Here is a 21,645-nt window from a genome sequence, read left to right on the forward strand (position 1 = left end):
AACTATTACAGACAACTACTTAAAGTGGCAACTACAGATTTAGCTAAAGCATCTAAATGATAACCTCCTTCTAAACCAAATAGAGGGGTTTTTGTAATTTTTAAAACATATTTGGTTAACAAATTGTAATCAGCAGGTTCTAAAGAAATTCCTGCTAAGGGATCTAGATGATTGGCATCATAGCCAGCACTAACTATTAAAATATCGGGCTGCCAGTTTTGCCAAAAAGGAACTATTTTGGTTTCAAAAGCTAGTTGATAATCCGTAATTTTGCTGCCCGCCATCATGGGCAAATTGAGAATATTTTGATGTTGACCGCGATCGCTTTGATTGCTGCCTGTACCTGGATAACAAGGGTGCTGATGAAGAGAACAGTATGCCAGATGAGGATTATCGCGGACGATCGCCTCTGTGCCGTTACCATGATGTACATCCCAGTCGAGAATGCCTACACGTTCGACTCCTGGTTTAGTCAAAGCATATTCAGCGGCGATCGCTGCATTAGAAAACAGACAAAACCCCATTGCCCTATCCCTGGTGGCATGATGTCCTGGGGGACGAGATAAAACAAAAGTAGTTTGTTGATGATCTAACACCCGATCTACCCCATCTAGCCAAGCACTAACCGCCAGCAAGGCAACATCATAGCTACGGGCAGAAATGGGTGTATCTCCATCCAAATATCCTCCTGCTGCTGCTGCTGCCGTCTGAATACGATTGATATGTTCTGGGGTATGAACTTTTTGAATGTATGACAGTACCTGTTTTTGTTCTGGAGGAGTAGGTAACTGCCAGTCTATTTGTTCGTGCCAAGCAACTTTTTGTAAAGCTTGGGCGATCGCTGTCAGCCGTTTAGCTTTTTCAGGATGTCCGTAGCCCGTATCGTGTTCTAAAAATTCTGGGGAATAAATAACCGAAATCATTGTTTACAATAAAGCTATTAATCTAACGGATGTTGCTGAATTGTAATGCTATATAAGTTTTTTGTTTACTTATTCGCAACTTAAATAATACTCAAAAGCTTAGAGCGCAGCGCATACGCGCAGTTCGTCCGCCAAGGGCGAACTTCACAGCTTTGCTGTGTGCAGCTTAAAGCTTTTAAATTAATCTAACGATATTTTTCGACCGTATCAGGACTATCCATACGGGGTAAGCCCATACTATAGTTGCGTACTCTCGCACCCAAGTTATAGTTAATTTCTCCCGTCTGTAGCAAAGAACGAATAAAGTGTTCTAGATCTGAACCAATACGACGGAGATTGTATTCACTCAAATCTTCGCCATTACTCTGTTCTACCAAGTCATCAAATTGACGATAAACTTTTTGCAGAGTATCTTCGCTCCAGTTAAACTCATTATCGGGATCGATATCCAAAGTGAGAACATTATCACTAGGAATTAGTTCATTATTTTGGACTTCTGCACTGTAAATGCGAACGTGGCGGGTAGTTGATTTGACAAGCATATTAATACTTTTTTAGAGATTATTCGAGCGGGATTTTTGGTAGGCAAGCAAAATGTCATAACCTACCAAATATAACTATGCTAATTACTTATAAGCTTTAATGCACTCTTCTACTAAAGGTTTAACTGCATCTACATCTTTCCAGCCCTGAATTTCAGTAACTTTTTTTTCTAGATTTTTGTAAGTTCTAAAAAACTCGGCAATTTCTTCTAAACGGTGAGGAGCAATATCTTTAAGAGACTTGACCTCTTTGTAACGAGGATCTTCGACTGGTACACAGAGAATTTTTTCATCGCGATCGCCACCATCAATCATTTCTAGCATACCAATGGGTCGAGCAGCAATTACACAGCCAGGAAAAGTAGGCTCATCCATAATTACCATTCCATCTAGAGGATCGCCATCATCAGCTAGGGTATTAGGCACAAAACCATAGTCATAAGGATATTTTACTGAAGCGAAAAGGACGCGATCCAAGGCAAAAGCGTTCATGTCTTTATCAAATTCGTATTTGTTTTTGCTACCGCCAGCAATTTCGATTAAAACGTTAATTACGCCAGGTTCAGGCTGGGCTGGGATAAGAGATAAGTCCATGAAATCCTCCGAATGTTATTAATTAGCTTAAAACAATGATTTATACCCAGAAGAATGCTACTTCTAAGGCTAGTGATTAATTGAGTCCATACAAGACTTAATACAACCGCCATGAAGCATTTTACCTGATCGTTGAACGTTGAACATCAAGCATTAAACAGCTAATCTAAAAATTTATATGTTTTTTGTGTTTAAAATCCTTGAAGTAGTGCGATCGCCCAAATTAAATAAGCAACGATTAAAACACCAGACTGAGCTACTTGTGTTTAAGTAATACCTTTTATTCCTCACAATATGGCAAAAAATGCACGATCTCCATGCCGATAATTACCCCGTACCGAAATGGAAGAAATTTCAGAGCGATCTCTCTGAAATTAGAGTTCTATCAATTCTGAACGCTCTTGGCAATTTGTGGGTTTATTTATGCCCAACTCTACCACTAACTAAGATTTAAAAATCTCTCTAACGCTTGAACCATTGTTGGAGGCCAACGACGAATGTTTTTAATCCATTCAAGATCTTGATAGCGGTTATCCAGACCCACTGCTGCAACCCAATTACTTTCGGCTTCTCCTTGTTGCCCTTCTACCCACAAAGCAGCAGCCAAAGCTGCACGCATATCTGAATACATCGGATACTTGCGAACCAAGTTACGCATATTGCGAATAGCTTCAGGGCGATCGCCTATTTGATACATAACAAGAGAAGCATTACCCCGCGCCATAGGAAAAGTGGGCGCAAGATCGGCAGCTTCTTGATAATCTTCTAAGGCATTTTCCCACTTTTGTTGACCAGCTTCGGCATTCCCCCTATTATTTAACGCCACTGGATCTTGAGGACTAATTTTTAGGACATGATTGTAGTCAGCGATCGCTTTTTCCCAGAGTCTTTTTCCTTCGTAGGCAATACCCCGATTGAGATAAGCATCAGGATATTCAGGGGCAATTTTAATTGAACGATCAAAGTCGGCGATCGCTTCAGTAAGTTTGTACTGACCGATGCGGACATTACCCCGATTACTCCAGACCGCAGGATTGTCAGGAAATTGGTTAATTAACTCTGTCCAGTAAATTTCTGATAGAGAAAAATCCCCTTTCTCAGCAGCACGAACGGCTTTCTTGGCAATTTTTTCTCCCTGATTGATTTGTTGAGCAGTAAAATTAGCAGTCTGATTGCCTACAGCGATCGCAACCTCAGTAAAACCACTGCCTATCCAAAAAGAAAATATTAAAAATAAACTTATTAACCAAAGGCTCATTATGACCACACTGTTTTAAGACTTTATACCTAAAGATAATAATACTGGGATCGCTAGTCAAAAAGTAGCCAAAATAATACCCAATTCATATAGAAAATATATTTTAGAAACTAGAATTACATAATCCAAGAATAGTATTAATCCAATACAAATCGGTTTTTCGATCTCTTTGTAAAGAAAATTGGTCATGAAGTTGAATGATCTGAGATTGATAAGCTTTTAATAATTGCTCTAAAGACCGAAGTATCGATTGTTGCTCTAGTGAAGTATATGAAAACCGCATAATCTCAATCAAAGCTTTACTACCTCTTTCTTCAAAATGAGATGGTGAACCAAAACCTGATGATGGGAGACTGTGGTGAAGATAATCATCAAATTGGATCAAAACACATCGAAAACTATCTAGTTGAGATTGAGCATAAAAAAGCTCACCGCGCATAACCCTACGATATATCTCTTCAGCATAAGCTAAACCTTTACTTATCAGCCTATCTAAATCTTCAATATTTAATAATGTAAACTCTAATGCTTGAGAAGCTTGAATAACTTGCTGTATTAAATTTTGGGGATCGTAAATCACTTTAGTTGGTAGCGTAAACCAAGGTGATGGTTTAAGTTCTGTCGGTTTAAAATAAAGTACATCAACCTTATTGAAGGGTTTGAAGTGAGAGACACATACCCAGGAGCTTCCTGCCCATTCGTTGTAAAGCCATTCTCCCCACTTTTTGGGAGCGTCAAAACGCTCGGAGATGAACTGTTGGTAGACATTTGGCTTAACTAAAACCCGAAAATCAATATCGGAAAATTCATCTGTCGAACCTTCTGCAATTGAACCCTGAATATATAGAGCTTCAACTCCTTTGTGATCGAGAAAATACTCAACAACCTTGTTTTGTATATGTTGACGGGCTGCGTTTAGCTCCTCTGAACTAAATTTCATGGTTAGCAATAATTTTAAATTCTTACTTTATTCATAGCTTAATACCACAAAAATTTTTGGTTAACAAAGTCAAAATTTTCTGAGATACATAAGATTTGTCTACAATTAATATGTTTGCCAATTTTAATTTTTAGCAACTTATTATTTAAATGACTTTGATTCGTATTCCTGAATCGTGGGAAATATCAGAAAACCAAATTACGTCTCCCAAACTTTATTACAATCGGCGTAGCTTTATTAAAACTCTTATTGGTGCAGGTATTGGTGCTAGCCTTTTACCTCTAACAGGATGCCAATCTGGCTTAAATTTAGGCAAGTCTGCATCTGAAGCTGCCCTTGAAAAAAGTCTCAATCAACCAGAAATAGAATCATTCACTAAGAATCCTAATTTTGCCAAAGTTGATCGACCAATAGCTGACCAAAAAGTCGCGGGGCAATATAATAATTTCTATGAGTTTGGTGGTACGAAGAAAATTTGGCTAGACGCTCAAAAGCTGCCTACAGAAAACTGGAAAGTTGAGGTTGCAGGACTTGTCAAAAATCCCCGTACCTATGACATTGATGAGCTTAAACAAAAGTTTCCCTTAGAAGAGAGGGTATACAGATTTCGCTGTGTAGAGGCTTGGTCTATGGTCTTGCCTTGGATAGGATTTCCTATGAAAGCTTTATTGCAAGATGTTGAACCGACTTCTAAGGCAAAGTATGTGCGTTTTACATCTTTTTATGATCCTGAGATAACTAAAGGACCAGGATTTCATATTGGCTCTTTACCTTGGCCATATACAGAAGGTTTAAAAATCGAAGAAATGGCTAATGACCTTGCTTTTTTCGCTGTGGGTATTTATGGTCATGATTTGCCCAAGCAGCATGGCGCACCATTACGGATGGTCACTCCTTGGAAATATGGTTTTAAAGGTGCAAAATCGATAGTCAAAATTGAATTTGTGGAGGATCAGCCAGCTACCTACTGGAATACCCTCGATTCCAATGAGTATAAGTTTGAAGCCAATGTAAATCCTAGCGTGCCTCACCCTCGCTGGTCACAGGCAACAGAGAAGTTTATTAGCACTGGTCCTGGTCTATCTTGGGAAATTAAAGAGACTCTTCCCTACAACGGTTACGGAGAATATGTGGGCAATTTATATGCCTAGAGATTTTGTTTAACTGATAATCAAGGAAAATTAATTTCTACTTTAGGTCTAGATAATTATTAGACATTTTAGCGATCGCTTGTCTAGGCGTAAGCCTAAACGCTATTAATAGCGTTTAGGATACTTACTTCTTGGCAATAATCCAGACCGCATGAATTATTCCAGGAAAATAACCAAGCAAAGTTAAAAGAATATTAATCCAAAAGTCTTTACCTAAACCAACCTGTAAGAATACTCCTAGCGGTGGCAAAAGAATAGCGATGACGATGCGAATTAAGTCCATCTGGGTATTTCCTTGAAATTGATATTTATATCTTAACTATTAATAGTGACCAAGTTAAGTAATTGAAATAAATTATTATACTTAGTTGTTTAATTTATTTTGACGGCTAATTAGGTAATCTTTGTCAAATTCTTCTGCTTCTTGAATGTAGCATCCAGAAACTTCGGGGAATTAATATGTTAAATTGTGCCAACTGTTGAGACACAAAAATTATATTAGGCGATCGCTATAAATTCTATTTGAGTTCAAGCTCTAACAATAAGTGAACTGTTTACTATTTAAGGGGTTGATCAATAAAATCTGAAGTTTGACAGAGAAATTTTACTGCTTCAACATCTCTACTATCAAGCTAATTTTTGAAGATGGCAAAATCAATAGCTGTATATCAAAAGCAATAATGAGAAAAACAATTTCTACTTTGTGTTTAGGTTTAGGCTTCGTCTTGGTTACTGCTTGGGGACAAATTGCTAATGCCAATCCCCTGCGACCTGTACCTTTGGAAAAGCTCAAATTTGTTGGCTTAGATAGTCAATTAAACAATACCGTTGATTCAGGGAAAAAAATTATTCATTGCTGGCAGACCAATTTCAACTGTCTTACTAAACCTAAAACAGAGAAAAATATTGGTTGGAATCGATCTCAACGCCAGGCTTTAGTACAGGCAGTAGATCACAGTCTTTATTATTTGAGTACTCCTAAAGCTGCTCAAAGCTATCGCCAGTATGCTAATTCTATATTTAGCTTAGAGCATACAAAGCGATCGCTCTCTCGATTTAAAGAACTTTTATTAACTACTGAATCTCCCGCAGCTTTAGAAAAGGCAGTCAAGCAGGAATTTACTTTTTATCAATCTGTGGGCAACGATCGCCGTGGTAAGGTTGACTTTACAGGCTACTTTGAACCTACCTATACTGCAAGCCGAGTTCGTACTGCTGAGTACCGCTATCCTTTATACCGTCAGCCTGCTAGTTTTGGGAGTTGGTCAACCCCTTATCCTACCCGCGCCCAGCTAGAGGGAAAAGATGGTTTAGGCAGCAGCAAAAGCATTTTAAAGGGTCAAGAGCTAGTTTGGTTAAGCGATCGCCTAGAAGCCTTTTTAGTTCAGGTACAGGGATCTGCTAGGCTCAAAATGACCGATGGCACGACTATGAGCGTTGGTTACGACGGCACAACTAATTATCCCTACGTGAGTGTAGGTGGAGAATTAGTTAAGGATGGAGTGTTTGATAAGGATCAGTTAAGCCTGCCTAAGCTACTAGATTTTTTTGCTGCTAACCCCAACCAGCTAGATGAATATCTACCCCGTAACAATCGCTTTGTCTTCTTTAAAGAAACCGATGGCAAACCCCCTACTGGTAGTTTAGGTGTTCCCGTTACAGGCGATCGCTCTATTGCTACAGACAAATCGATTATGCCTCCAGGAGCATTGGCTTTGATTGTTGCGCCCATTCCCGATCTAGAATCTACGGGCAAGATTGAGACTAGGGTAGTAAGTCGCTATGTACTAGATCAAGATACGGGTAGTGCAATTAAAGGCGCAGGCAGAGTAGATATTTTCTTGGGTAGCGGTGAAGTTGCAGGCAAAAGAGCAGGACTGTTAAACGGAAGCGGTAGTTTGTTTTATTTACTGCTCAAAGAATAGAGATCTAATAATTTTTGCTTAGTAAGGCGATCTCTACGTGTTATGTCGTCTATTTCGTTGGCGTAAACAGCAGCCCGCATTATTGAATGGCGATTCAACCTTGCTCGATACACCAGAATCATTGCTAGGCTTTAGCCGTAAATGTGACGAACAACACTTAATTTGTTTATTTAATTTAAGCTCCAAGCCCCTACACTATAATCTAATCTGTCAAATTATCCAGAATGTATCGAAGCTGACGAATCTGATTTTATCAATCGCAGATATGATAATACTGTTGAAATTCCTGCTTATGGAGTGTTTTTTGGTAATTGTTTGGAGGTTTAACTCTATTTTTAAGATAAATCTAATTTTTATCCTTAGTAAACTTTGTTTGTCGTTAGTTATCAAATAAAATCTATTAGTAAAGATAAAAACTTAATTTTGCTCATTCATCAATACTTCTTTAGTTGTAAGTATCAACATTAAAGTATTATAACCTAAGAATGATGGTTGCTAATTTTTTATTGGCTTTAATGATAATTAAGAAGTTAATTTTTGAGTATTAATTATGGCTTATCAACAATTAGAAGATTTACCTAGTGAAGTAACAGAAAAGCTGCCTAAACATGGACAGCAACTATTTATGGCTGCTTTTAATGCTGTTTCTGATAATGGTATGAATGAAGAAAACGCTACTAAAGTTGCTTGGGACTCAGTTAAAAATAGCTATCAACAAGACAAAGAGGGTAATTGGGTATCAGTAGAAAACTCTAATACCGATCGCGGTAATATTATTGGTACAGATAAAGATACTAGCGACCCCATTGGCAACCGCGAAAATAATGCAGGTACTATGCGCGGTGGTTAAGTAAGCTAATTATAAACTGTTAGCCTAAACAATAAAAAAGCCAACTTGCTGATAGTTAATAAGACGAGCTTATCTTCGTGAAGCAATTACGCTTATGTGCTTTATAGGAGTATAAAATAAATTATGCTCCTGATTCTTATTGATAATTTTAAACACCAAAATGATTTACTTTTTCAAAATAGTGAAATTAAATTAATTTAGCGAACAATACCCTGTTAATTATTGAGTTGTAGAAAATATTAGATACGCAAAAAGAAGTAGACGAAGATTTTGCAGATAGAGTAAATCGGCAAAAGCAATCTGTATTGCAAGCTGAAAAGAGTATAAATTTTTGTTAAGTAATAAAAGCGATCGCACGCTCGCTTTTTTGATTTATCCTAATTATTATGCTCAAATGAAAGTTAGTATTGCCGATAAACAATTACAAATTGTAAAAGCCAATCTGAAAAACGAACACCCAAAACAATGATCTGGCTAACTAATTATGGTTAATTTTAGTTCATCTACCGTTTCTGCTGCTGCCCAAGATAGTTTTTCAATTACCATCGCCCCTTTATCTTTAGATGAAACCTACAGCTTGGCGGATGATGCCGCTAATGGTGCAATAGTAGTTATGAGTGGCACAGTGCGTAATCAAACCGAAGGTAAGCCTGTAGAATATTTAGAATATCAGGCTTATCAGCCAATGGCGATCGCCGTTTTTAACTCTATTGCTACTGAGATACGCCAGAAATGGCAAGATGCTAACCGAATTGTCATCCATCACCGCGTAGGCAAGCTAAAAATAGGCGAAATTAGCGTGATCGTTGCCGTTGGCTGTCCCCATCGCGCAGAAGCTTTTGATGCTTGTCGTTATGCGATCGATACTTTGAAACATAATGCCCCCATTTGGAAAAAGGAATTTTTTCAGGAGGCAAACGGAACATCTCACAGTACTTGGGTTTCGATTGGTGCGTGCGAACAGAATGACGAATCTAATTGTTAGCACTATTAGCACAAAATCAAAAAACTAACTTCTAAGAAGCACCTGGAACTTTTTCTATTTGAGCATATCCGCTAAACAATAACACCTGTCCCTCTGTTTGCAAACGATTTAAGCGCAGCTTGACACCATCTAGGTTGAATTTGTCTAAATCCACCATTTCATTAAGAATTTCACCTAAAGCAACAGTCAATTCTTGAGAGACATTTTGCAACTCTTGAGGTATGTCTTCTTGCTCAAACTGAATATCTTCAAATTTAACTCTTCTACGTTTGCTAATTCCCAAAATACAGCTTAGGCTTACAGGCACAACCTTATCTTCCCAGCTAGCTTGTGCTTCTAGCTTTACCCTGTTGTCTGGCAAGAGTTTGACTGTAACATCATTAAAAGATACAGGTTTACCTTCAGATATAGCAGTTAAGCCATCGGGGGTTAAATTTTCTAAACGCTTTCTAACCAAATCTGCTTCAAAAGATTTGTTAATATCGGCCTCAGATAATCTTACCTGAGCGATCGCCTGAGTGGGCTGTTTAAGGGCAATTTTCCCTTGAACTGCCGAACTAAAATCAATCGCCACAGCGTCAGTCTCAAAAGACATTTCTGCCGTCCGAAACTGCTTTTTGATCACCAAGCCACAGCCATTCATTTTGAAGCTATCGATTGTACCCTGTAATAGCTTGCTAGAAGGATTGCATTTTACCGCTACTTCTACCGAATCGCTACTAGTGAATAAATGACGGATTGTGTTGCTTGCAACAGTATTAATAAGTTTTTCGCCCCAATCTCCGCCTTTATTATTACCAAAACCAACAAATCCACCAAACATAGAGTTATAGATTGAGTTACTCTTACCTTGTAACAAATTATTAAGAAGTCAGCAAATACGATTATAGCCGACTAATGGATGAAACCCAGTCTGCTATAAGGCTGTTGACTTGTTCGGGAATTTCGTCGTGAGGACAATGACCTGCATCTAAATAATACTCTTTTAATTGAGGATAATACTGGCGAAATTTAATTCCTTGATTTCTAGCATTGATCCAGGGATCTTTTTCACCCCACAAAATTAGCAAGGGACACTGCATTTGAGCGAGCAGTATATCTACCTTTTCTCCTTGAGGGGTTTTAAATACAGCATTGAACACTTCGGCTGCGCCAACATCGCACGAAGGACGATAAATGTCTTCTACTAATTGATCGGTAACAGCAGAGGGATCGAAGTAAACCTTGTTTAAAGTTTGACGAATGACAAAGCGACGGCGCACATATTGAAATAATAAAAAGCTTGCCCACGACTGCAATAAAATTGAACGTATTAGCTTACCAGCTAAGTTAGGTTTTGTTGTTTGTTTGTCATCTGTTAAGGTATCGGTGAAAGGACCTGCGCTATTAAGTAAAATTAAACCAGCAATAGATTGAGGATAGGCTGCTGCTACACAAAGAGAAGCATAACCTCCAAGAGAATTGCCCGCTAAAACTGTAGGCTGCTTAATTACCTCTTGAATAAAGTCATGTAGCTGTTCTTGCCAAAGGCTGCCGCCATATTCTTGTTTAGGTTTAGCCGAACGCCCAAAACCAAGTAAATCGATCGCCCAAACCTGAAACTGTTCTTGTAGCTGGGCTATATTCTTACGCCAATGATCTGTAGATGCTCCAAAGCCATGTACTAATAGTAAAGCTGGTTTACTAGACTGCTTTTCGCCAGCACAAACATAATAAATTGAATTTCCACGCCACTGCCAGTATGTACCAGGAAATTGTCCTGTAAGGGGAGAAATTAAAGACATTTTCAGCTAAAATATTGTATCATTAAGTTATGTTAATTATTTTATATTGTACAGTTTTTTTAGAGTCCAAGTTAGTTTTACAGCCATTAATTTAGTTCCCTTTTTTGATGAGCGCAGTAAAATTAATTAGTCAGATAAGTAATTTACTTAGATTGTGATTACTTAGTAGTGACATTTTCAACTTAGCGTAGCTTAGATAAAAGCGATCACAGTTCGTTTAGTTCCTAAATAAATCAGCAAATTTAGGAATATTTAATAATTCATAAAGTAGATTGAGATTTCAAAGGAGAAAAGTTGTGTCCCTAGGAACTTCTGTAATTGATAAAAAGTCAACTTCAACAGTACGTAAACTTGCACCCCGCTATAAAGTTTTACTCCACAATGACGATTTCAACTCAATGGAGTTTGTAGTTGAGGTGTTGATGCAGACTATTGCGGGAATGACTCAGCCTCAAGCAGTAAACATTATGATGGAAACTCATAATAGCGGTGTTGGTTTAGTTATTACCTGTGCTTTAGAACACGCAGAGTTTTATTGCGAAACTCTTTGTAATCATGGTTTGACCTGCACTATTGAGCCTGATGAATAATTAACAAACTGGGATAATGTTATGGTGATGCTTGTTGATTGTTAATGGTTGAGCGTTAATTGTCCACTGTCATTAATTTACGAAAAATAGCAAAATTCAAAGCACCAATGAGATTGTTGTTTTTCATTGGTGTTTTGTCTATTTTATGGTTACCAATAGCAATCCCTATATATCTATTACTTAAGCACGATCGCAATTTAGCCAGCATCTTGAACTATGTTCTGTTGTTTATAAATTTATTGTTTCTATGGCGATTGTGGGGCAAACTAGTCCATCAAGAAACAAATATTTTTAACCGCTATGGTTTGGTAAAAAGCAAAAAAAATGGTAAAGAATTATTTCAAGGTTTAGCTATAGGCTTTTGGTTTTGCCTAAGCTTATTTATCACCGAAGCACTACTAGGCTGGATTGATATTATTCCTCCTCCACCTAGCCTGATAAAAATTGTCGTTGAAGGTTTGCTTAGTGCTACTGGGATTGCATTAGTAGAAGAGTTACTATTCCGTGGTTGGTTACTGGATGAGTTACAGCGAGACTATAGTCAAAAAATTTCTCTATGGATTGGTGCTACAGTATTTGCCTTGGCTCACTTTATTAAGCCTATTGAGGAAATAATTAGGACTGCGGTAACTTTTCCTGCACTGATATTACTAGGAATGATTTTGATCTTAGCTAAATATCGCCAGGGCGATCGCCTGGGAATCTGTATCGGGATTCATGCAGGTTTGGTCTGGGGTTACTATATCGTTAATGTAGGAGAATTAATCAGCTATACAAACCAAGTTCCCCCTTGGGTTACAGGTATCGATGGCAACCCCCTGGCAGGACTTATGGGATTAATCTTTTTAACTGCTTTGTTGTGGCTTGAACAATTATCAGTGAACTATTATCAGTGAACCAGTTTGACTATTCATGACGTTTCATGGGGATGAAACATCATGAACCTACTACTTTCTATCTAAAATTGAAGAACTTAAATTTAGAGATTAGCAACAGCCTCAGGAGGATTGCTAGCAGAAGGACGACGAGCAATTACCTGATCGATTAGACCATACTCTTTGCATTCTTCGGCAGACATAAAAAAGTCTCTTTCAGTGTCCTCTTCAATTTTAGATAATGGCTGTCCTGTATGATCTGCTAAGTGTCCATTAAGTTTCTGCTTAAGATACAAAATTTCTCTAGCCTGAATTTCAATATCTGTTGCCTGTCCTTGCGCGCCACCCAAAGGTTGATGAATCATAATCCGAGAATTAGGCAGACTCATGCGTTTACCTTTCTGCCCTGCACTAAGCAAGAAAGCACCCATACTGGCAGCTAGACCAATACAGATGGTGCAGACATCAGGGCGAATTTGATTCATGGTGTCAAACATACCCATCCCAGCCGATACAGAGCCACCAGGAGAGTTGATATAAAGGTAAATATCTTTTTCTGGATCTTCGGCTTCTAAAAATAAGAGTTGAGCAACGACTAAGTTGGCTATTTCATCTGTAACTTGCTGTCCCAAAAAAACGATTCTTTCTCTAAGTAAGCGAGAATAAATGTCAAAGGCGCGATCGCCACGACCTGAACTTTCAATAACGGTAGGAATCATGAAGCTATGCCTTATCAATATTTTGTTCTAATTGTAGCTATTTTAAAGGATGAAGAGTAGGTGGAAAACCTAACCCGATTAATTCTGCAAGGTGGGCAAGTTTTGTCTTTTATGCTACATAAATTTTACTTTTGTATATAAAGCGATCGCTCTGATGGAATAGCAGCAATAATGGCATCAATCACTTTAGAGATAGGAATAATTTCTAAACCCAGATCGTCAGGAAGACTTTGACCCCTGGCTGCCTGACACATTTATTTGAGGACAGTTAAACTCTTAAGCACTTTAATTCCGAAATTTTGATAAACGAAATGGCATCATAGTATTTTCTTCTAGCCTTTGAAGATGCAAAACAGGGCAAAGTATTTTGAGAAAATAAAGGTGTAGGGTCAAACAAACTACGACCTTTATGTAAAACTCCTTTGAGCCATCTGATCCCAATTTTGAGATAACTTAAACCTCTCTCCCAATGCCGATCTACTTGACTTCTAAGTCCCTTCAATTGAACTGTCATGCCATGAGTAGTCGCAAATAAAAGTGCTAAGGCTACCACCAAATATAAACGTTCCAATGCCTTGCGATCGCGACCTCGACAGTCCCTTCAACGCGGGAAACCCGCGCAACGGGCTGTCTGGCAATTTTAGATTCTTCCAATTGAAAAGCTCCAGATTTAGAATCTAAAAATAATTCTTCAATACGAAATCTTAGAGCCTACTGCCATAAAGCTTGTAGAGTCGGGTCTTCATCAGTAATAACAGCCCAAGGTTCTTTTGTCCCCTTGACATTGGCTAAGACAAAGTTGCTTCGGCATTCTCCATCGAGCCATAGTCCAACATTGTGATACAAAATCGCCTCTGACTTTGGCGGATAAAGATATTTCAGTTCAATAGGATGTCTCCTTGCCCCCTGAATAGTTACGTCACAGGGTAAGCGTAGACAATAGTGCCATTGACTAGTGGTGAGCCAATTCATCAACTGATGGTTGGCAAAACCTCGGTCAGCTAGAAGCATCTCATCAGGATACTTGCGGAGTAATCTACGTGAAAATTTCAGCATGGTTTTGTATTCTTTGAATGCTACTGTTGAACTTTTATGTTCCATTACTTTCCATAAGAAAGGAATTGCCCTACCACCACAAATCACAGAAAGATGAATCATGCAGTATCGATTCCATAAAACTGTTGTATCCAGTGCCAGATAGAGGCGTTGTCCACTCCAGTTACTAATTGCCGCCATTACTAGAGGTACATACAGAGATTTGACTTTAATTCGACTGTTATGAACGAATCTTTGCCATCTTCGCTCAATACTCTGTGCTTGGTTCGCCCTACTTATCACGTAAGATTCCCACTCACTAAGGTTAATTTTGCTGCTACATATCAGCGCGTTGATCATCCAAGCTAACGCTTTGATCTGCCTGAAATCTCTGTATGTGGAATCTTGACTCAGTAGACTCAGCAGTTGATGATAAAGAGGGGTAGATCTTGACATGGAATATAAGGCTAAAACTATTCATTTTCAGCTTCCCATAATTGCTCTACCTTTTCTTTTTTCTGACCGCATTTCGACTCTTTTAGCTACTTGTGTCAGGCAGCCAGGGGTTTCCCTTGGGAACGATCGCTTTTTTAAATCTCAGCTTGGCAGCTTCCTTTAGACGCAATTCCATAATAATTATTTTGTCGCTAAAATGATTTGAACGTCTGAATGTTGTCCCAGCACTTCTATTCGAGAGAACTGTTTAGTTTTTGCTAAAGAATCTAATAGAGATTCATGAAAATTAATCATATAGTTATTATCATGATGAGTCTCTTTAACCACATATCCAGAAACAACTAATCTATTAATTGTTTTTTGGGCTAGAAAATTAATTACTTTTTGGTAGTCTGGCAAATTTTGCTGATGAATTAAAACTTCTAGACAGATTACTAGGTCGGCTTTGGATATATGATTGTTATTGCTATAATCGAGCAAAATAAAATCTAAATCTGGTCTTTTTTGTTTAGCTATGTTAACTGCTTCAGAGGAAATATCAACACCAATGTAATTAGGTAAATTGAAGTTTTTAATTACTTCTAAATCACCACAGCCAACATCTAAGATACTTTGACTAGTTTCAATTCCTAATGTTTTTAAAAGCTTCCGCTTATACAATAAATTTTCTCCTCGACTACCTATTCCAGAGCCTAATTGAGGAAATTCGTGATATCTAAAAGACCAAAAAATCTGATTATTAAAGCTCTTACCTAATACATGATTAGCATTTTGAACTGCACGTTTAAATTCTACATCTTGCTCTCCACCAACTACCAACATTCCAGTTGGGGAAATATTACGATGGTAATGCAATACTTTAGGGTTACCTGTTTTATAATTGGATAAATGAATAGGATAGTTATATTGCCGATCGATATTTTGAGTTACCAGGGACAATTCATGGGTAGCTAAAGCAAAAGATATCTGGTCTACATGATTTTGTTTATTGACTTTTTCTAATATTTCTAGATTAGCCAACAACCACAAAGCCCAATGCTGCCATCGTTTACCCAGGGATGGAATCAATACCCCAGGAACAACATATAGCCCGCCATTAAAATTATTCTCAAAAGTAGAGTTTTTTTCACAATCTGCGTTGCAAATAGAGGGAGTGTCACTAAATCCAGCCCGCTTAAATATGGCTTGTAAAACTGATAACTCAGGATTTGCCAAATCTACTACTTTACCTCGTATAACTTTGGGAATGTAAAGTTCTTCAAGTTCATCCAAGACAACCATATCAGTATCGAGAAAAAAGACGCATTTTGCCTTAGCAAATTCACGGGTGTCTAATTGAACAATTTTGTTGCAATATTTGCCGTCTCCAAAACGAGAAATTGACTTGAGGTTAACACCCAAAATATTTAACTGTTGTAGAAAAGTCTGGTCTACTTCTAATGTATAGTGAACAAATATTTGAGTAGGTGAAACTTTAGCTATTTGGATTAAAGAATTTACTAGTCCCCAAGTTTGCCAATAAAATAAGGAAGAAGCATCGACAACGCAGGAGTAGTAAATTTTATGGCGCTTAAGATGATTGTCTGACAAAGAGTGGGATATTTTGCTGATTATTTTTTGCCACATATTTTAATAAATCTCAATCTTTAATTTAATTTTCTTCAGCTACTACTACGGGAAAATCAGTTGAACGTTCAGAAGGAATAGCAGCAATAATGGCATCAATCACTTTAGAGATGGGAATAATTTCTAAACCCAGATCGTCAGGAAGACTTTGACCCTTGGGAACGATCGCTTTTTTAAATCCTAGTTTGGCAGCCTCTTTTAGACGCAATTCCATCTGGGAAACCAAACGCACCTGTCCACCTAAACCTACTTCCCCAATTAATACAGTACGAGAATCGACGATACGATCGCGAAAACTAGCCACAATAGCGATCGCTACACCTAAATCCGCAGCAGGTTCGCCTACACCCAAACCACCTACCGAGGCGACATAAGCATCAAGTTTAGATAAGGGGACACCAACTCGCTTTTCTAACACTGCCAATATTTGCTGAAGACGATTGTAATCAATGCCTGTAGTCGAGCGACGGGGAGATGTATAGCTAGTGGGACTAACCAACGCCTGAATTTCGACTACCAGAGGACGAGTTCCTTCACAGGCGACGACAATTGATGTTCCTGGAGAAGCTTCGTCTCGATTGCCGAGAAACAGCTTAGAAGGGTTATCTACCTCGACCAAACCATGCTCTGCCATTTCAAAGATACCGATTTCGTGGGTAGCACCAAAACGATTTTTAACCGAACGTAATAAACGATGGGAAGCATAGCGATCTCCTTCAAAATAGAGTACTGTATCTACGAGGTGTTCTAATACCCTTGGTCCAGCGATCGCCCCTTCTTTGGTAACATGACCTACAATCAGCAGGCTAATATTCTCTCTTTTAGCTACCTGCATCAAAGCCGAAGTACATTCCCGTACTTGTGCTACCGAACCAGGAGAAGAATTTAAAGCTGCAAAGTGCAGGGTTTGAATACTATCGATAACGGCTACTTGAGGCTTTAAGGACTCTAATTCTCGCAAAATCTCTTCTAAATCTGTCTCAGGCATCACGTAGAGATTATTCTCTTTTTTAGGAGCAGATTTGCCGTTTTTACCGTTACCGTTGCTAGTTTCTTCAGCTTCAGGCTCATTTTCTCCCACATCCAAACGAGATGCGCGTAACTTTACCTGTTGTCCCGATTCTTCTGCCGATACATAGAGAATACGAGGCAGGTTATAAGAAAGCTTATTTGCCACCTGCAATAATAAAGTTGATTTCCCAATACCAGGATCTCCCCCGATCAACACCAAAGATCCAGGCACAATTCCCCCGCCTAAAACGCGATCGAGTTCTCCGTAACCAGAAGGAAATCTTTGCTGTGCGTCGTTATTAATCTCGGAGAACTTACGAGAAACTCTAGGCTGTGCTGTGCTGGGTATTTTGTTACCAGAATGAGTATTAGATTGCCATCCTCCTCGATTATATCCAGCACTCCCAGAAGAGACTTCTACTGGTTCTTCTGAAATAGTGCCAAACTCATTGCATTCTTTACATAGCCCAAACCACTGACTGTATTCGGCAGCGCATTCGTTGCAGATATATATTTGTTTAGATTTAGCCATTTTCTTAAGAAAAATTAGAGATTTGAAGAAATGAAAAGATAAATTTAGTAAGCTTAATAAATGATGCAGCCTTAATCCTAAGAAATATTAAAAACCGCAAAGATAAATTAAATCGGAAAAAAATACGGAAATTATCCAAATTGTCACATAAATTCTCTTAAAATAGACAGTTGGCTAAACTAAATCAACGTCAAGAAGATAATCTAGATCTAAAGATAAAGAAATTTAACTTAAATATCGGTAATTTAACTTAAACAAGGAGTGTATAGTAGCTTGGAAACTAATAAAGAGAAAATTTTAGTAGTAGATGATGAAGCCAGCATTCGTCGTATTTTAGAAACTCGTCTATCCATGATCGGTTATGACGTAGTGACTGCTGCCGATGGCGAAGAAGCGTTAGAGACTTTTCGCCTTACCGAACCTAGCCTTGTAGTTCTAGACGTAATGATGCCTAAGCTTGACGGTTATGGCGTTTGCCAAGAATTACGCAAAGAATCAGACATTCCTATTATTATGTTAACGGCTTTGGGAGATGTTGCCGATCGCATCACGGGTTTAGAATTAGGTGCAGACGATTACGTGGTTAAACCTTTTTCCCCTAAAGAATTAGAGGCGAGAATCCGTTCTGTACTGCGTAGGGTTGATAAAAACGGCGCGCCTGGAATTCCTAGTTCAGGGGTAATTCACGTTGGCTCAATTAAAATTGATACCAATAAACGTCAAGTTTATAAAGGTGATGAACGTATTCGCCTTACAGGCATGGAATTTAGCTTATTAGAGTTACTGGTTAGTCGTTCTGGTGAACCTTTTTCCCGTTCAGAAATTTTACAAGAAGTTTGGGGTTATACTCCCGAACGTCATGTAGATACCCGCGTAGTAGATGTACATATTTCTCGTTTACGTGCCAAGTTAGAAGACGATCCTAGCAATCCTGAATTAATCTTGACTGCAAGAGGTACTGGCTATTTGTTTCAGCGTATTTTAGAAGCGGGAGAAGAGTAGTTAAAAGTCAAAAGTGATTTCAACTGAGATTATTAGACTTTATACAGTTTGGCTAAGAGCTTTGAAAATGAATAAATATGATGCCAATCGTATATTAAGACTGCTACCTTTTTTTGCAGGAGGATTAGGTGGCTTTCTACTCTTGGTCAATCGTTTATTAACAGCACAAATAACCGATTCTCAAGCACGTTCGGATGCTTTAGGGGTGATCGAGGCAGCAGTTTTAATTTTAGTCGGTTTACTGTGGCAGCAAATTCAAGCAAGAACTCCTGACACCGTGGATTTAGTTGGCGAAACAGGTTTAGAATTTGCTCCAGAATTATCAGATGCAGCTAAAACCGAATTGGCTTGGGCTTCTCACCTATTATTAACTAATACGGTAACGCGATCGCTTGTTGTCTATTATGACCAGAAAACTTTGCTTAGACGCGGTGTTTTAGGAGCAAAACCAGAGGTAACCCCAGGCGCGATTCTAGAGCGGGTATTGGCTAAAGAAAAGCCCGTATATCTGGTAAATCTCAGTTTGTATCCAGGTAAAGTAGAGTTTGATTATTTGCCAGCCAATACCCAAGGAGTAATCTGTCAGCCTATTGGCAACAAGGGAGTTCTGATTTTGGGTGCAAACGCACCCCGTAGCTACACAAAAAAGGACGAGCAGTGGATCGAAGGCATTGCTGATAAATTAGCGGTTACTTTGGAATCCATCTAGAATTTTTGCCAACCAACGCCCATGACGAAGCGACTTTTTTGAGATGCCAAGTCGCTGTTTTCCCCAAGTTAAGCCTAATAGCCTTATAAAACTTTGTGAGTATGAGAATGTTGTTTGACATTATCTTCAGTACTTACCACATTAGAATTATTCAAGACTCTTTTTCTTTCTAAAGAATAATTGAAATCCTGTTTTATTGTTCCTAAAGCGATATGCTTTTTGGCTTCGGGACGACTTTTGTAGGTACGGGTTGCTGCTGCAACTCTTTCAGCAAAGCGATCGCATAAATTTATTTTTGCCTCAGTCTGTAGCTCTTGAGGTATTTGCACCGTATCTTCTTGAAAAATCTCCCCCAGAGTTTTGGCACAGGCTAACTGATAAGAAGTAGGAATACCTTTAATCAGTGCTTCTAAAGCAGCCGAGGGAATAGGTTCTAAAACCGTAAGCTGTTCTATTTCACCCTCTTCTCGTACAAAACAGGTTGCTAAACCCAAAACACAATAGTCTTCAGGAGATAAATCAGATGCCTGAGCAAATAAAGTAGTAGTTGTCATATTATTAAATGTCAATTATAAAAGTACTCAATAGCAATTCTAAACTAGTAGACCTGGGCTTAAGTAAACAAATTATTTAAATAGCCTCAAAGCCTTAAAACTTTTGACTAAGCCACAGCGTTACTAAAGTTGGTAGTCGATATTTAGAGAATGTAATCTAAAATGGGAATATTTCCGCAAGTACAACCGCAAATTGTCACGAAAACACATACTTTGTTGTCAAATTGATATTAATCTCAACATTTATCTAAGTAAATTTTGGGAGGACATTTGGATGTTTTTTGGTCATCATTAGCTGAGTATAAAGAATTTAGAATTTTAATCTTACCAATTTACGGTTTGCATGAGACAGTTCGATTGGTGACACATTGAACTGATATTAGTCATGAAACGGGATAGTAAAGTGGCATACAAGCAAGGTTTAATTGATGCTATGAAAACCGATTTCGATCAGTACAATTTATTTCAATCATCCAAACGAGAATTATCTGACTCTTTTGAGATAGAATCGGCATTAATCTTATCTTCTGCTTCATCAATATTAAAAGACTCGAATATCGAAGAACAGTTAAGAATTAGCGTCAAAGAAAAAGCATTTCAAGGAGACTATACAGCAGCGATTACCCTTTTGGATCGATTAATTGCTTTGTGTCCCGATAATGCCACAGATTATAATAATCGTGGTTTAATGCACTTTCGTAACAATCAGATTATTGAGGCTCTTTGTGATTTATCCCAAGCATTAGAAATTAATCCTTATCTTGACAGTGCTTATAATAATAGGGCAAACTGCTATGCTGCTCAAGGGGCATTAACAGAAGCGATCGCTGACTATGATATTGCTTTAGATCTAAACCCTGGTAATTTTCGCGCTTGGATTAATCAAGGCATTGCTTTTAGAGAATTAGAAATGTATGATTTGGCGATCGAGAATTTTGGTATTGCTCAGATTATTGGCGACACTTTGCAAGAGAGAATTTATCTCGAACGAGGTAGAACTTATCATCTGCGAGGAGACTGGAATTGTGCTGTTGGTGACTATCAGAATGCCTTGAGAGTTTTAGAGCAGAAACCAGAACTAGCTAGACACAGAAGAAAAGTATTAGGTTGGCTAGATGAACTGCTGTCGCCTTTATTTATTAATTACCGATCTCGATCTTTTTTTAACCAATAGATACGGCTTTGATGGGGAGAAGTCAACGAGCTATACTGTTCCATCAAGCTTTGGGTTCTTTGAGGATCGAAGTTGCGGTTTAGTTCCTCTTTTAATTTAGTAACTCTAGCATCTGTTTCTTGCACCTGAATTTTCAACTCTTTAAGCTTTGCCCTTTGAGAAAGGTGATATGGCAAAAGCTTAAACACAGAAGAGATTGCGCCAAGAGCAATTATCCAGCTTAAAATTAACTTGAGGCTAATTTCCATAGCCATTCCTCTGTGAGACTTGGGACGTTTATGAGGATGACGACGGACTTTCTTTGGTAGTCGCTGCTTAGATTTCATATTTAATCGTAGCCAAGAATTAGGACTCCAGATTAACAATATTAAGTCATTATTGCCAATCTGAAATTCCTAATTTATGTCATT

General features: G+C 38.3%; 27 protein-coding genes. 11 read left to right on the forward strand and 16 right to left on the reverse strand.

Annotated elements, in window-relative coordinates; genetic code table 11:
* Positions 1-5 precede the first annotated feature (5 nt).
* From SLP02_RS07625 to SLP02_RS07645, 5 genes are all read right to left on the reverse strand, one after another.
* Entirely contained in the window at positions 6-923 is a 918-nt protein-coding gene (locus SLP02_RS07625) for a histone deacetylase family protein (protein WP_319420060.1), read from the reverse strand.
* A 185-nt stretch (positions 924-1,108) separates the two neighbouring features.
* Positions 1,109-1,465: an NAD(P)H-quinone oxidoreductase subunit M gene (locus SLP02_RS07630; protein ID WP_319420061.1), complete on the reverse strand. Its 357-nt coding sequence runs from the start codon at positions 1,463-1,465 to the stop codon at positions 1,109-1,111.
* Positions 1,466-1,549: 84 nt separating this feature from the next.
* Complete coding sequence (locus tag SLP02_RS07635) at positions 1,550-2,059, reverse strand: inorganic diphosphatase (RefSeq protein WP_319420062.1); 510 nt, start codon at positions 2,057-2,059, stop codon at positions 1,550-1,552.
* Between the two features lie 439 nt (positions 2,060-2,498).
* Entirely contained in the window at positions 2,499-3,317 is an 819-nt protein-coding gene (locus SLP02_RS07640; RefSeq protein ID WP_319420063.1) for a tetratricopeptide repeat protein, read from the reverse strand.
* 103 nt (positions 3,318-3,420) lie between these two features.
* Complete coding sequence (locus SLP02_RS07645) at positions 3,421-4,257, reverse strand: nucleotidyltransferase domain-containing protein (protein WP_319420064.1); 837 nt, start codon at positions 4,255-4,257, stop codon at positions 3,421-3,423.
* 149 nt (positions 4,258-4,406) lie between these two features.
* On the opposite strand from SLP02_RS07645, the gene msrP reads away from it, so the two are divergent.
* A complete protein-coding gene (gene msrP, locus SLP02_RS07650) occupies positions 4,407-5,408 on the forward strand; it encodes a protein-methionine-sulfoxide reductase catalytic subunit MsrP (protein WP_319420065.1) in 1,002 nt (333 codons plus the stop codon).
* A gap of 124 nt (positions 5,409-5,532) precedes the next feature.
* On the opposite strand, the gene SLP02_RS07655 is transcribed toward msrP, so the two are convergent.
* A complete protein-coding gene (locus SLP02_RS07655; RefSeq protein ID WP_319420066.1) occupies positions 5,533-5,691 on the reverse strand; it encodes a YqaE/Pmp3 family membrane protein in 159 nt (52 codons plus the stop codon).
* Between the two features lie 397 nt (positions 5,692-6,088).
* Between SLP02_RS07655 and SLP02_RS07660 the strand changes: the two genes are divergently transcribed.
* From SLP02_RS07660 to SLP02_RS07675, 4 genes are all read left to right on the forward strand, one after another.
* Positions 6,089-7,333, forward strand: a complete 1,245-nt coding sequence (locus SLP02_RS07660; RefSeq protein WP_319420067.1) for a murein transglycosylase A — start codon at positions 6,089-6,091, stop codon at positions 7,331-7,333.
* A 550-nt stretch (positions 7,334-7,883) separates the two neighbouring features.
* Entirely contained in the window at positions 7,884-8,183 is a 300-nt protein-coding gene (locus tag SLP02_RS07665) for a ChaB family protein (RefSeq protein WP_319420068.1), read from the forward strand.
* Positions 8,184-8,514: 331 nt separating this feature from the next.
* Complete coding sequence (locus SLP02_RS07670; RefSeq protein WP_319420069.1) at positions 8,515-8,652, forward strand: hypothetical protein; 138 nt, start codon at positions 8,515-8,517, stop codon at positions 8,650-8,652.
* Positions 8,653-8,667: 15 nt separating this feature from the next.
* Positions 8,668-9,168 carry a molybdenum cofactor biosynthesis protein MoaE gene (locus SLP02_RS07675; RefSeq protein WP_319420070.1) on the forward strand — a complete coding sequence of 167 codons (501 nt, stop codon included), beginning with the start codon at positions 8,668-8,670 and terminating at the stop codon, positions 9,166-9,168.
* 31 nt (positions 9,169-9,199) lie between these two features.
* Here the strand turns inward: SLP02_RS07675 and SLP02_RS07680 are convergent, their stop codons facing one another.
* The gene (locus SLP02_RS07680; protein ID WP_319420071.1) at positions 9,200-9,991 is read right to left on the reverse strand and encodes an LmeA family phospholipid-binding protein; all 792 of its coding nucleotides are present in this window, start codon (positions 9,989-9,991) and stop codon (positions 9,200-9,202) included.
* A gap of 61 nt (positions 9,992-10,052) precedes the next feature.
* Positions 10,053-10,952: an alpha/beta fold hydrolase gene (locus SLP02_RS07685; protein ID WP_319420072.1), complete on the reverse strand. Its 900-nt coding sequence runs from the start codon at positions 10,950-10,952 to the stop codon at positions 10,053-10,055.
* Positions 10,953-11,248: 296 nt separating this feature from the next.
* On the opposite strand from SLP02_RS07685, the gene clpS reads away from it, so the two are divergent.
* Positions 11,249-11,542, forward strand: coding sequence for an ATP-dependent Clp protease adapter ClpS (gene clpS, locus SLP02_RS07690; protein WP_319420073.1), 294 nt, complete (start codon positions 11,249-11,251; stop codon positions 11,540-11,542).
* Between the two features lie 107 nt (positions 11,543-11,649).
* On the forward strand, positions 11,650-12,438 hold the full coding sequence (locus tag SLP02_RS07695; RefSeq protein WP_319420074.1) for a CPBP family intramembrane glutamic endopeptidase: 789 nt from the start codon (positions 11,650-11,652) through the stop codon (positions 12,436-12,438).
* 83 nt (positions 12,439-12,521) lie between these two features.
* Here SLP02_RS07695 and clpP read toward each other — a convergent pair whose 3' ends face one another.
* The 4 genes from clpP to SLP02_RS07715 form a co-directional block, all read right to left on the reverse strand.
* Entirely contained in the window at positions 12,522-13,136 is a 615-nt protein-coding gene (gene clpP / locus SLP02_RS07700; RefSeq protein WP_319420075.1) for an ATP-dependent Clp endopeptidase proteolytic subunit ClpP, read from the reverse strand.
* 125 nt (positions 13,137-13,261) lie between these two features.
* The gene (locus SLP02_RS07705; protein ID WP_319420076.1) at positions 13,262-13,390 is read right to left on the reverse strand and encodes a hypothetical protein; all 129 of its coding nucleotides are present in this window, start codon (positions 13,388-13,390) and stop codon (positions 13,262-13,264) included.
* A 14-nt stretch (positions 13,391-13,404) separates the two neighbouring features.
* The gene (locus tag SLP02_RS07710) at positions 13,405-13,689 is read right to left on the reverse strand and encodes a hypothetical protein (RefSeq protein WP_319420077.1); all 285 of its coding nucleotides are present in this window, start codon (positions 13,687-13,689) and stop codon (positions 13,405-13,407) included.
* A gap of 158 nt (positions 13,690-13,847) precedes the next feature.
* Positions 13,848-14,627 (reverse strand): hypothetical protein, encoded by a 780-nt coding sequence (locus tag SLP02_RS07715; RefSeq protein WP_319420078.1) that lies wholly within the window; start codon positions 14,625-14,627, stop codon positions 13,848-13,850.
* Between SLP02_RS07715 and SLP02_RS07720 the strand changes: the two genes are divergently transcribed.
* The gene (locus tag SLP02_RS07720; protein ID WP_319420079.1) at positions 14,626-14,790 is read left to right on the forward strand and encodes a hypothetical protein; all 165 of its coding nucleotides are present in this window, start codon (positions 14,626-14,628) and stop codon (positions 14,788-14,790) included. The genes SLP02_RS07715 and SLP02_RS07720 overlap by 2 nt on opposite strands.
* 17 nt (positions 14,791-14,807) lie before the next feature.
* On the opposite strand, the gene SLP02_RS07725 is transcribed toward SLP02_RS07720, so the two are convergent.
* Together SLP02_RS07725 and radA are read right to left on the reverse strand one after the other, a co-directional pair.
* Complete coding sequence (locus SLP02_RS07725) at positions 14,808-16,253, reverse strand: class I SAM-dependent methyltransferase (RefSeq protein ID WP_319420080.1); 1,446 nt, start codon at positions 16,251-16,253, stop codon at positions 14,808-14,810.
* Positions 16,254-16,278: 25 nt separating this feature from the next.
* Entirely contained in the window at positions 16,279-17,796 is a 1,518-nt protein-coding gene (radA, locus tag SLP02_RS07730; RefSeq protein WP_319420081.1) for a DNA repair protein RadA, read from the reverse strand.
* A 273-nt stretch (positions 17,797-18,069) separates the two neighbouring features.
* Here radA and rpaB point away from each other — a divergent pair, with 273 nt between their 5' ends.
* Positions 18,070-18,798: a response regulator transcription factor RpaB gene (gene rpaB, locus SLP02_RS07735; protein WP_319420082.1), complete on the forward strand. Its 729-nt coding sequence runs from the start codon at positions 18,070-18,072 to the stop codon at positions 18,796-18,798.
* A 67-nt stretch (positions 18,799-18,865) separates the two neighbouring features.
* On the forward strand, positions 18,866-19,507 hold the full coding sequence (locus SLP02_RS07740) for a cofactor assembly of complex C subunit B (protein ID WP_319420083.1): 642 nt from the start codon (positions 18,866-18,868) through the stop codon (positions 19,505-19,507).
* An 83-nt stretch (positions 19,508-19,590) separates the two neighbouring features.
* On the opposite strand, the gene SLP02_RS07745 is transcribed toward SLP02_RS07740, so the two are convergent.
* Positions 19,591-20,061 carry a hypothetical protein gene (locus SLP02_RS07745; protein WP_319420084.1) on the reverse strand — a complete coding sequence of 157 codons (471 nt, stop codon included), beginning with the start codon at positions 20,059-20,061 and terminating at the stop codon, positions 19,591-19,593.
* 385 nt (positions 20,062-20,446) lie between these two features.
* Here SLP02_RS07745 and SLP02_RS07750 point away from each other — a divergent pair, with 385 nt between their 5' ends.
* The gene (locus SLP02_RS07750) at positions 20,447-21,235 is read left to right on the forward strand and encodes a tetratricopeptide repeat protein (protein ID WP_319420085.1); all 789 of its coding nucleotides are present in this window, start codon (positions 20,447-20,449) and stop codon (positions 21,233-21,235) included.
* Here SLP02_RS07750 and SLP02_RS07755 read toward each other — a convergent pair.
* Entirely contained in the window at positions 21,205-21,561 is a 357-nt protein-coding gene (locus tag SLP02_RS07755) for a slr1601 family putative cell division protein (RefSeq protein ID WP_319420086.1), read from the reverse strand. The two genes, SLP02_RS07750 and SLP02_RS07755, sit on opposite strands and share 31 nt — an antisense overlap.
* Positions 21,562-21,645: the final 84 nt, after the last annotated feature.

The organism is Pleurocapsa sp. FMAR1 (genome assembly GCF_963665995.1).
In the GTDB taxonomy this organism is placed as follows: domain Bacteria; phylum Cyanobacteriota; class Cyanobacteriia; order Cyanobacteriales; family Xenococcaceae; genus Waterburya.

Coding starts and splice junctions, on each gene's coding strand:
- SLP02_RS07660 (WP_319420067.1), top strand. CDS start 6,089: ATGAGAAAAACAATTTCTACTTTGTGTTTAGGTTTAGGCTTCGTCTTG.
- SLP02_RS07685 (WP_319420072.1), bottom strand. CDS start 10,952: ATGTCTTTAATTTCTCCCCTTACAGGACAATTTCCTGGTACATACTGG.
- SLP02_RS07705 (WP_319420076.1), bottom strand. CDS start 13,390: ATGTGTCAGGCAGCCAGGGGTCAAAGTCTTCCTGACGATCTGGGTTTA.
- msrP (WP_319420065.1), top strand. CDS start 4,407: ATGACTTTGATTCGTATTCCTGAATCGTGGGAAATATCAGAAAACCAA.
- radA (WP_319420081.1), bottom strand. CDS start 17,796: ATGGCTAAATCTAAACAAATATATATCTGCAACGAATGCGCTGCCGAA.
- SLP02_RS07675 (WP_319420070.1), top strand. CDS start 8,668: ATGGTTAATTTTAGTTCATCTACCGTTTCTGCTGCTGCCCAAGATAGT.
- SLP02_RS07640 (WP_319420063.1), bottom strand. CDS start 3,317: ATGAGCCTTTGGTTAATAAGTTTATTTTTAATATTTTCTTTTTGGATA.
- SLP02_RS07755 (WP_319420086.1), bottom strand. CDS start 21,561: ATGAAATCTAAGCAGCGACTACCAAAGAAAGTCCGTCGTCATCCTCAT.
- SLP02_RS07680 (WP_319420071.1), bottom strand. CDS start 9,991: ATGTTTGGTGGATTTGTTGGTTTTGGTAATAATAAAGGCGGAGATTGG.
- SLP02_RS07750 (WP_319420085.1), top strand. CDS start 20,447: ATGAAACGGGATAGTAAAGTGGCATACAAGCAAGGTTTAATTGATGCT.
- SLP02_RS07725 (WP_319420080.1), bottom strand. CDS start 16,253: ATGTGGCAAAAAATAATCAGCAAAATATCCCACTCTTTGTCAGACAAT.
- SLP02_RS07625 (WP_319420060.1), bottom strand. CDS start 923: ATGATTTCGGTTATTTATTCCCCAGAATTTTTAGAACACGATACGGGC.
- SLP02_RS07630 (WP_319420061.1), bottom strand. CDS start 1,465: ATGCTTGTCAAATCAACTACCCGCCACGTTCGCATTTACAGTGCAGAA.
- SLP02_RS07745 (WP_319420084.1), bottom strand. CDS start 20,061: ATGACAACTACTACTTTATTTGCTCAGGCATCTGATTTATCTCCTGAA.
- SLP02_RS07635 (WP_319420062.1), bottom strand. CDS start 2,059: ATGGACTTATCTCTTATCCCAGCCCAGCCTGAACCTGGCGTAATTAAC.
- SLP02_RS07645 (WP_319420064.1), bottom strand. CDS start 4,257: ATGAAATTTAGTTCAGAGGAGCTAAACGCAGCCCGTCAACATATACAA.
- SLP02_RS07695 (WP_319420074.1), top strand. CDS start 11,650: ATGAGATTGTTGTTTTTCATTGGTGTTTTGTCTATTTTATGGTTACCA.
- SLP02_RS07720 (WP_319420079.1), top strand. CDS start 14,626: ATGGAATATAAGGCTAAAACTATTCATTTTCAGCTTCCCATAATTGCT.
- SLP02_RS07715 (WP_319420078.1), bottom strand. CDS start 14,627: ATGTCAAGATCTACCCCTCTTTATCATCAACTGCTGAGTCTACTGAGT.
- SLP02_RS07665 (WP_319420068.1), top strand. CDS start 7,884: ATGGCTTATCAACAATTAGAAGATTTACCTAGTGAAGTAACAGAAAAG.
- SLP02_RS07740 (WP_319420083.1), top strand. CDS start 18,866: ATGAATAAATATGATGCCAATCGTATATTAAGACTGCTACCTTTTTTT.
- clpP (WP_319420075.1), bottom strand. CDS start 13,136: ATGATTCCTACCGTTATTGAAAGTTCAGGTCGTGGCGATCGCGCCTTT.
- SLP02_RS07655 (WP_319420066.1), bottom strand. CDS start 5,691: ATGGACTTAATTCGCATCGTCATCGCTATTCTTTTGCCACCGCTAGGA.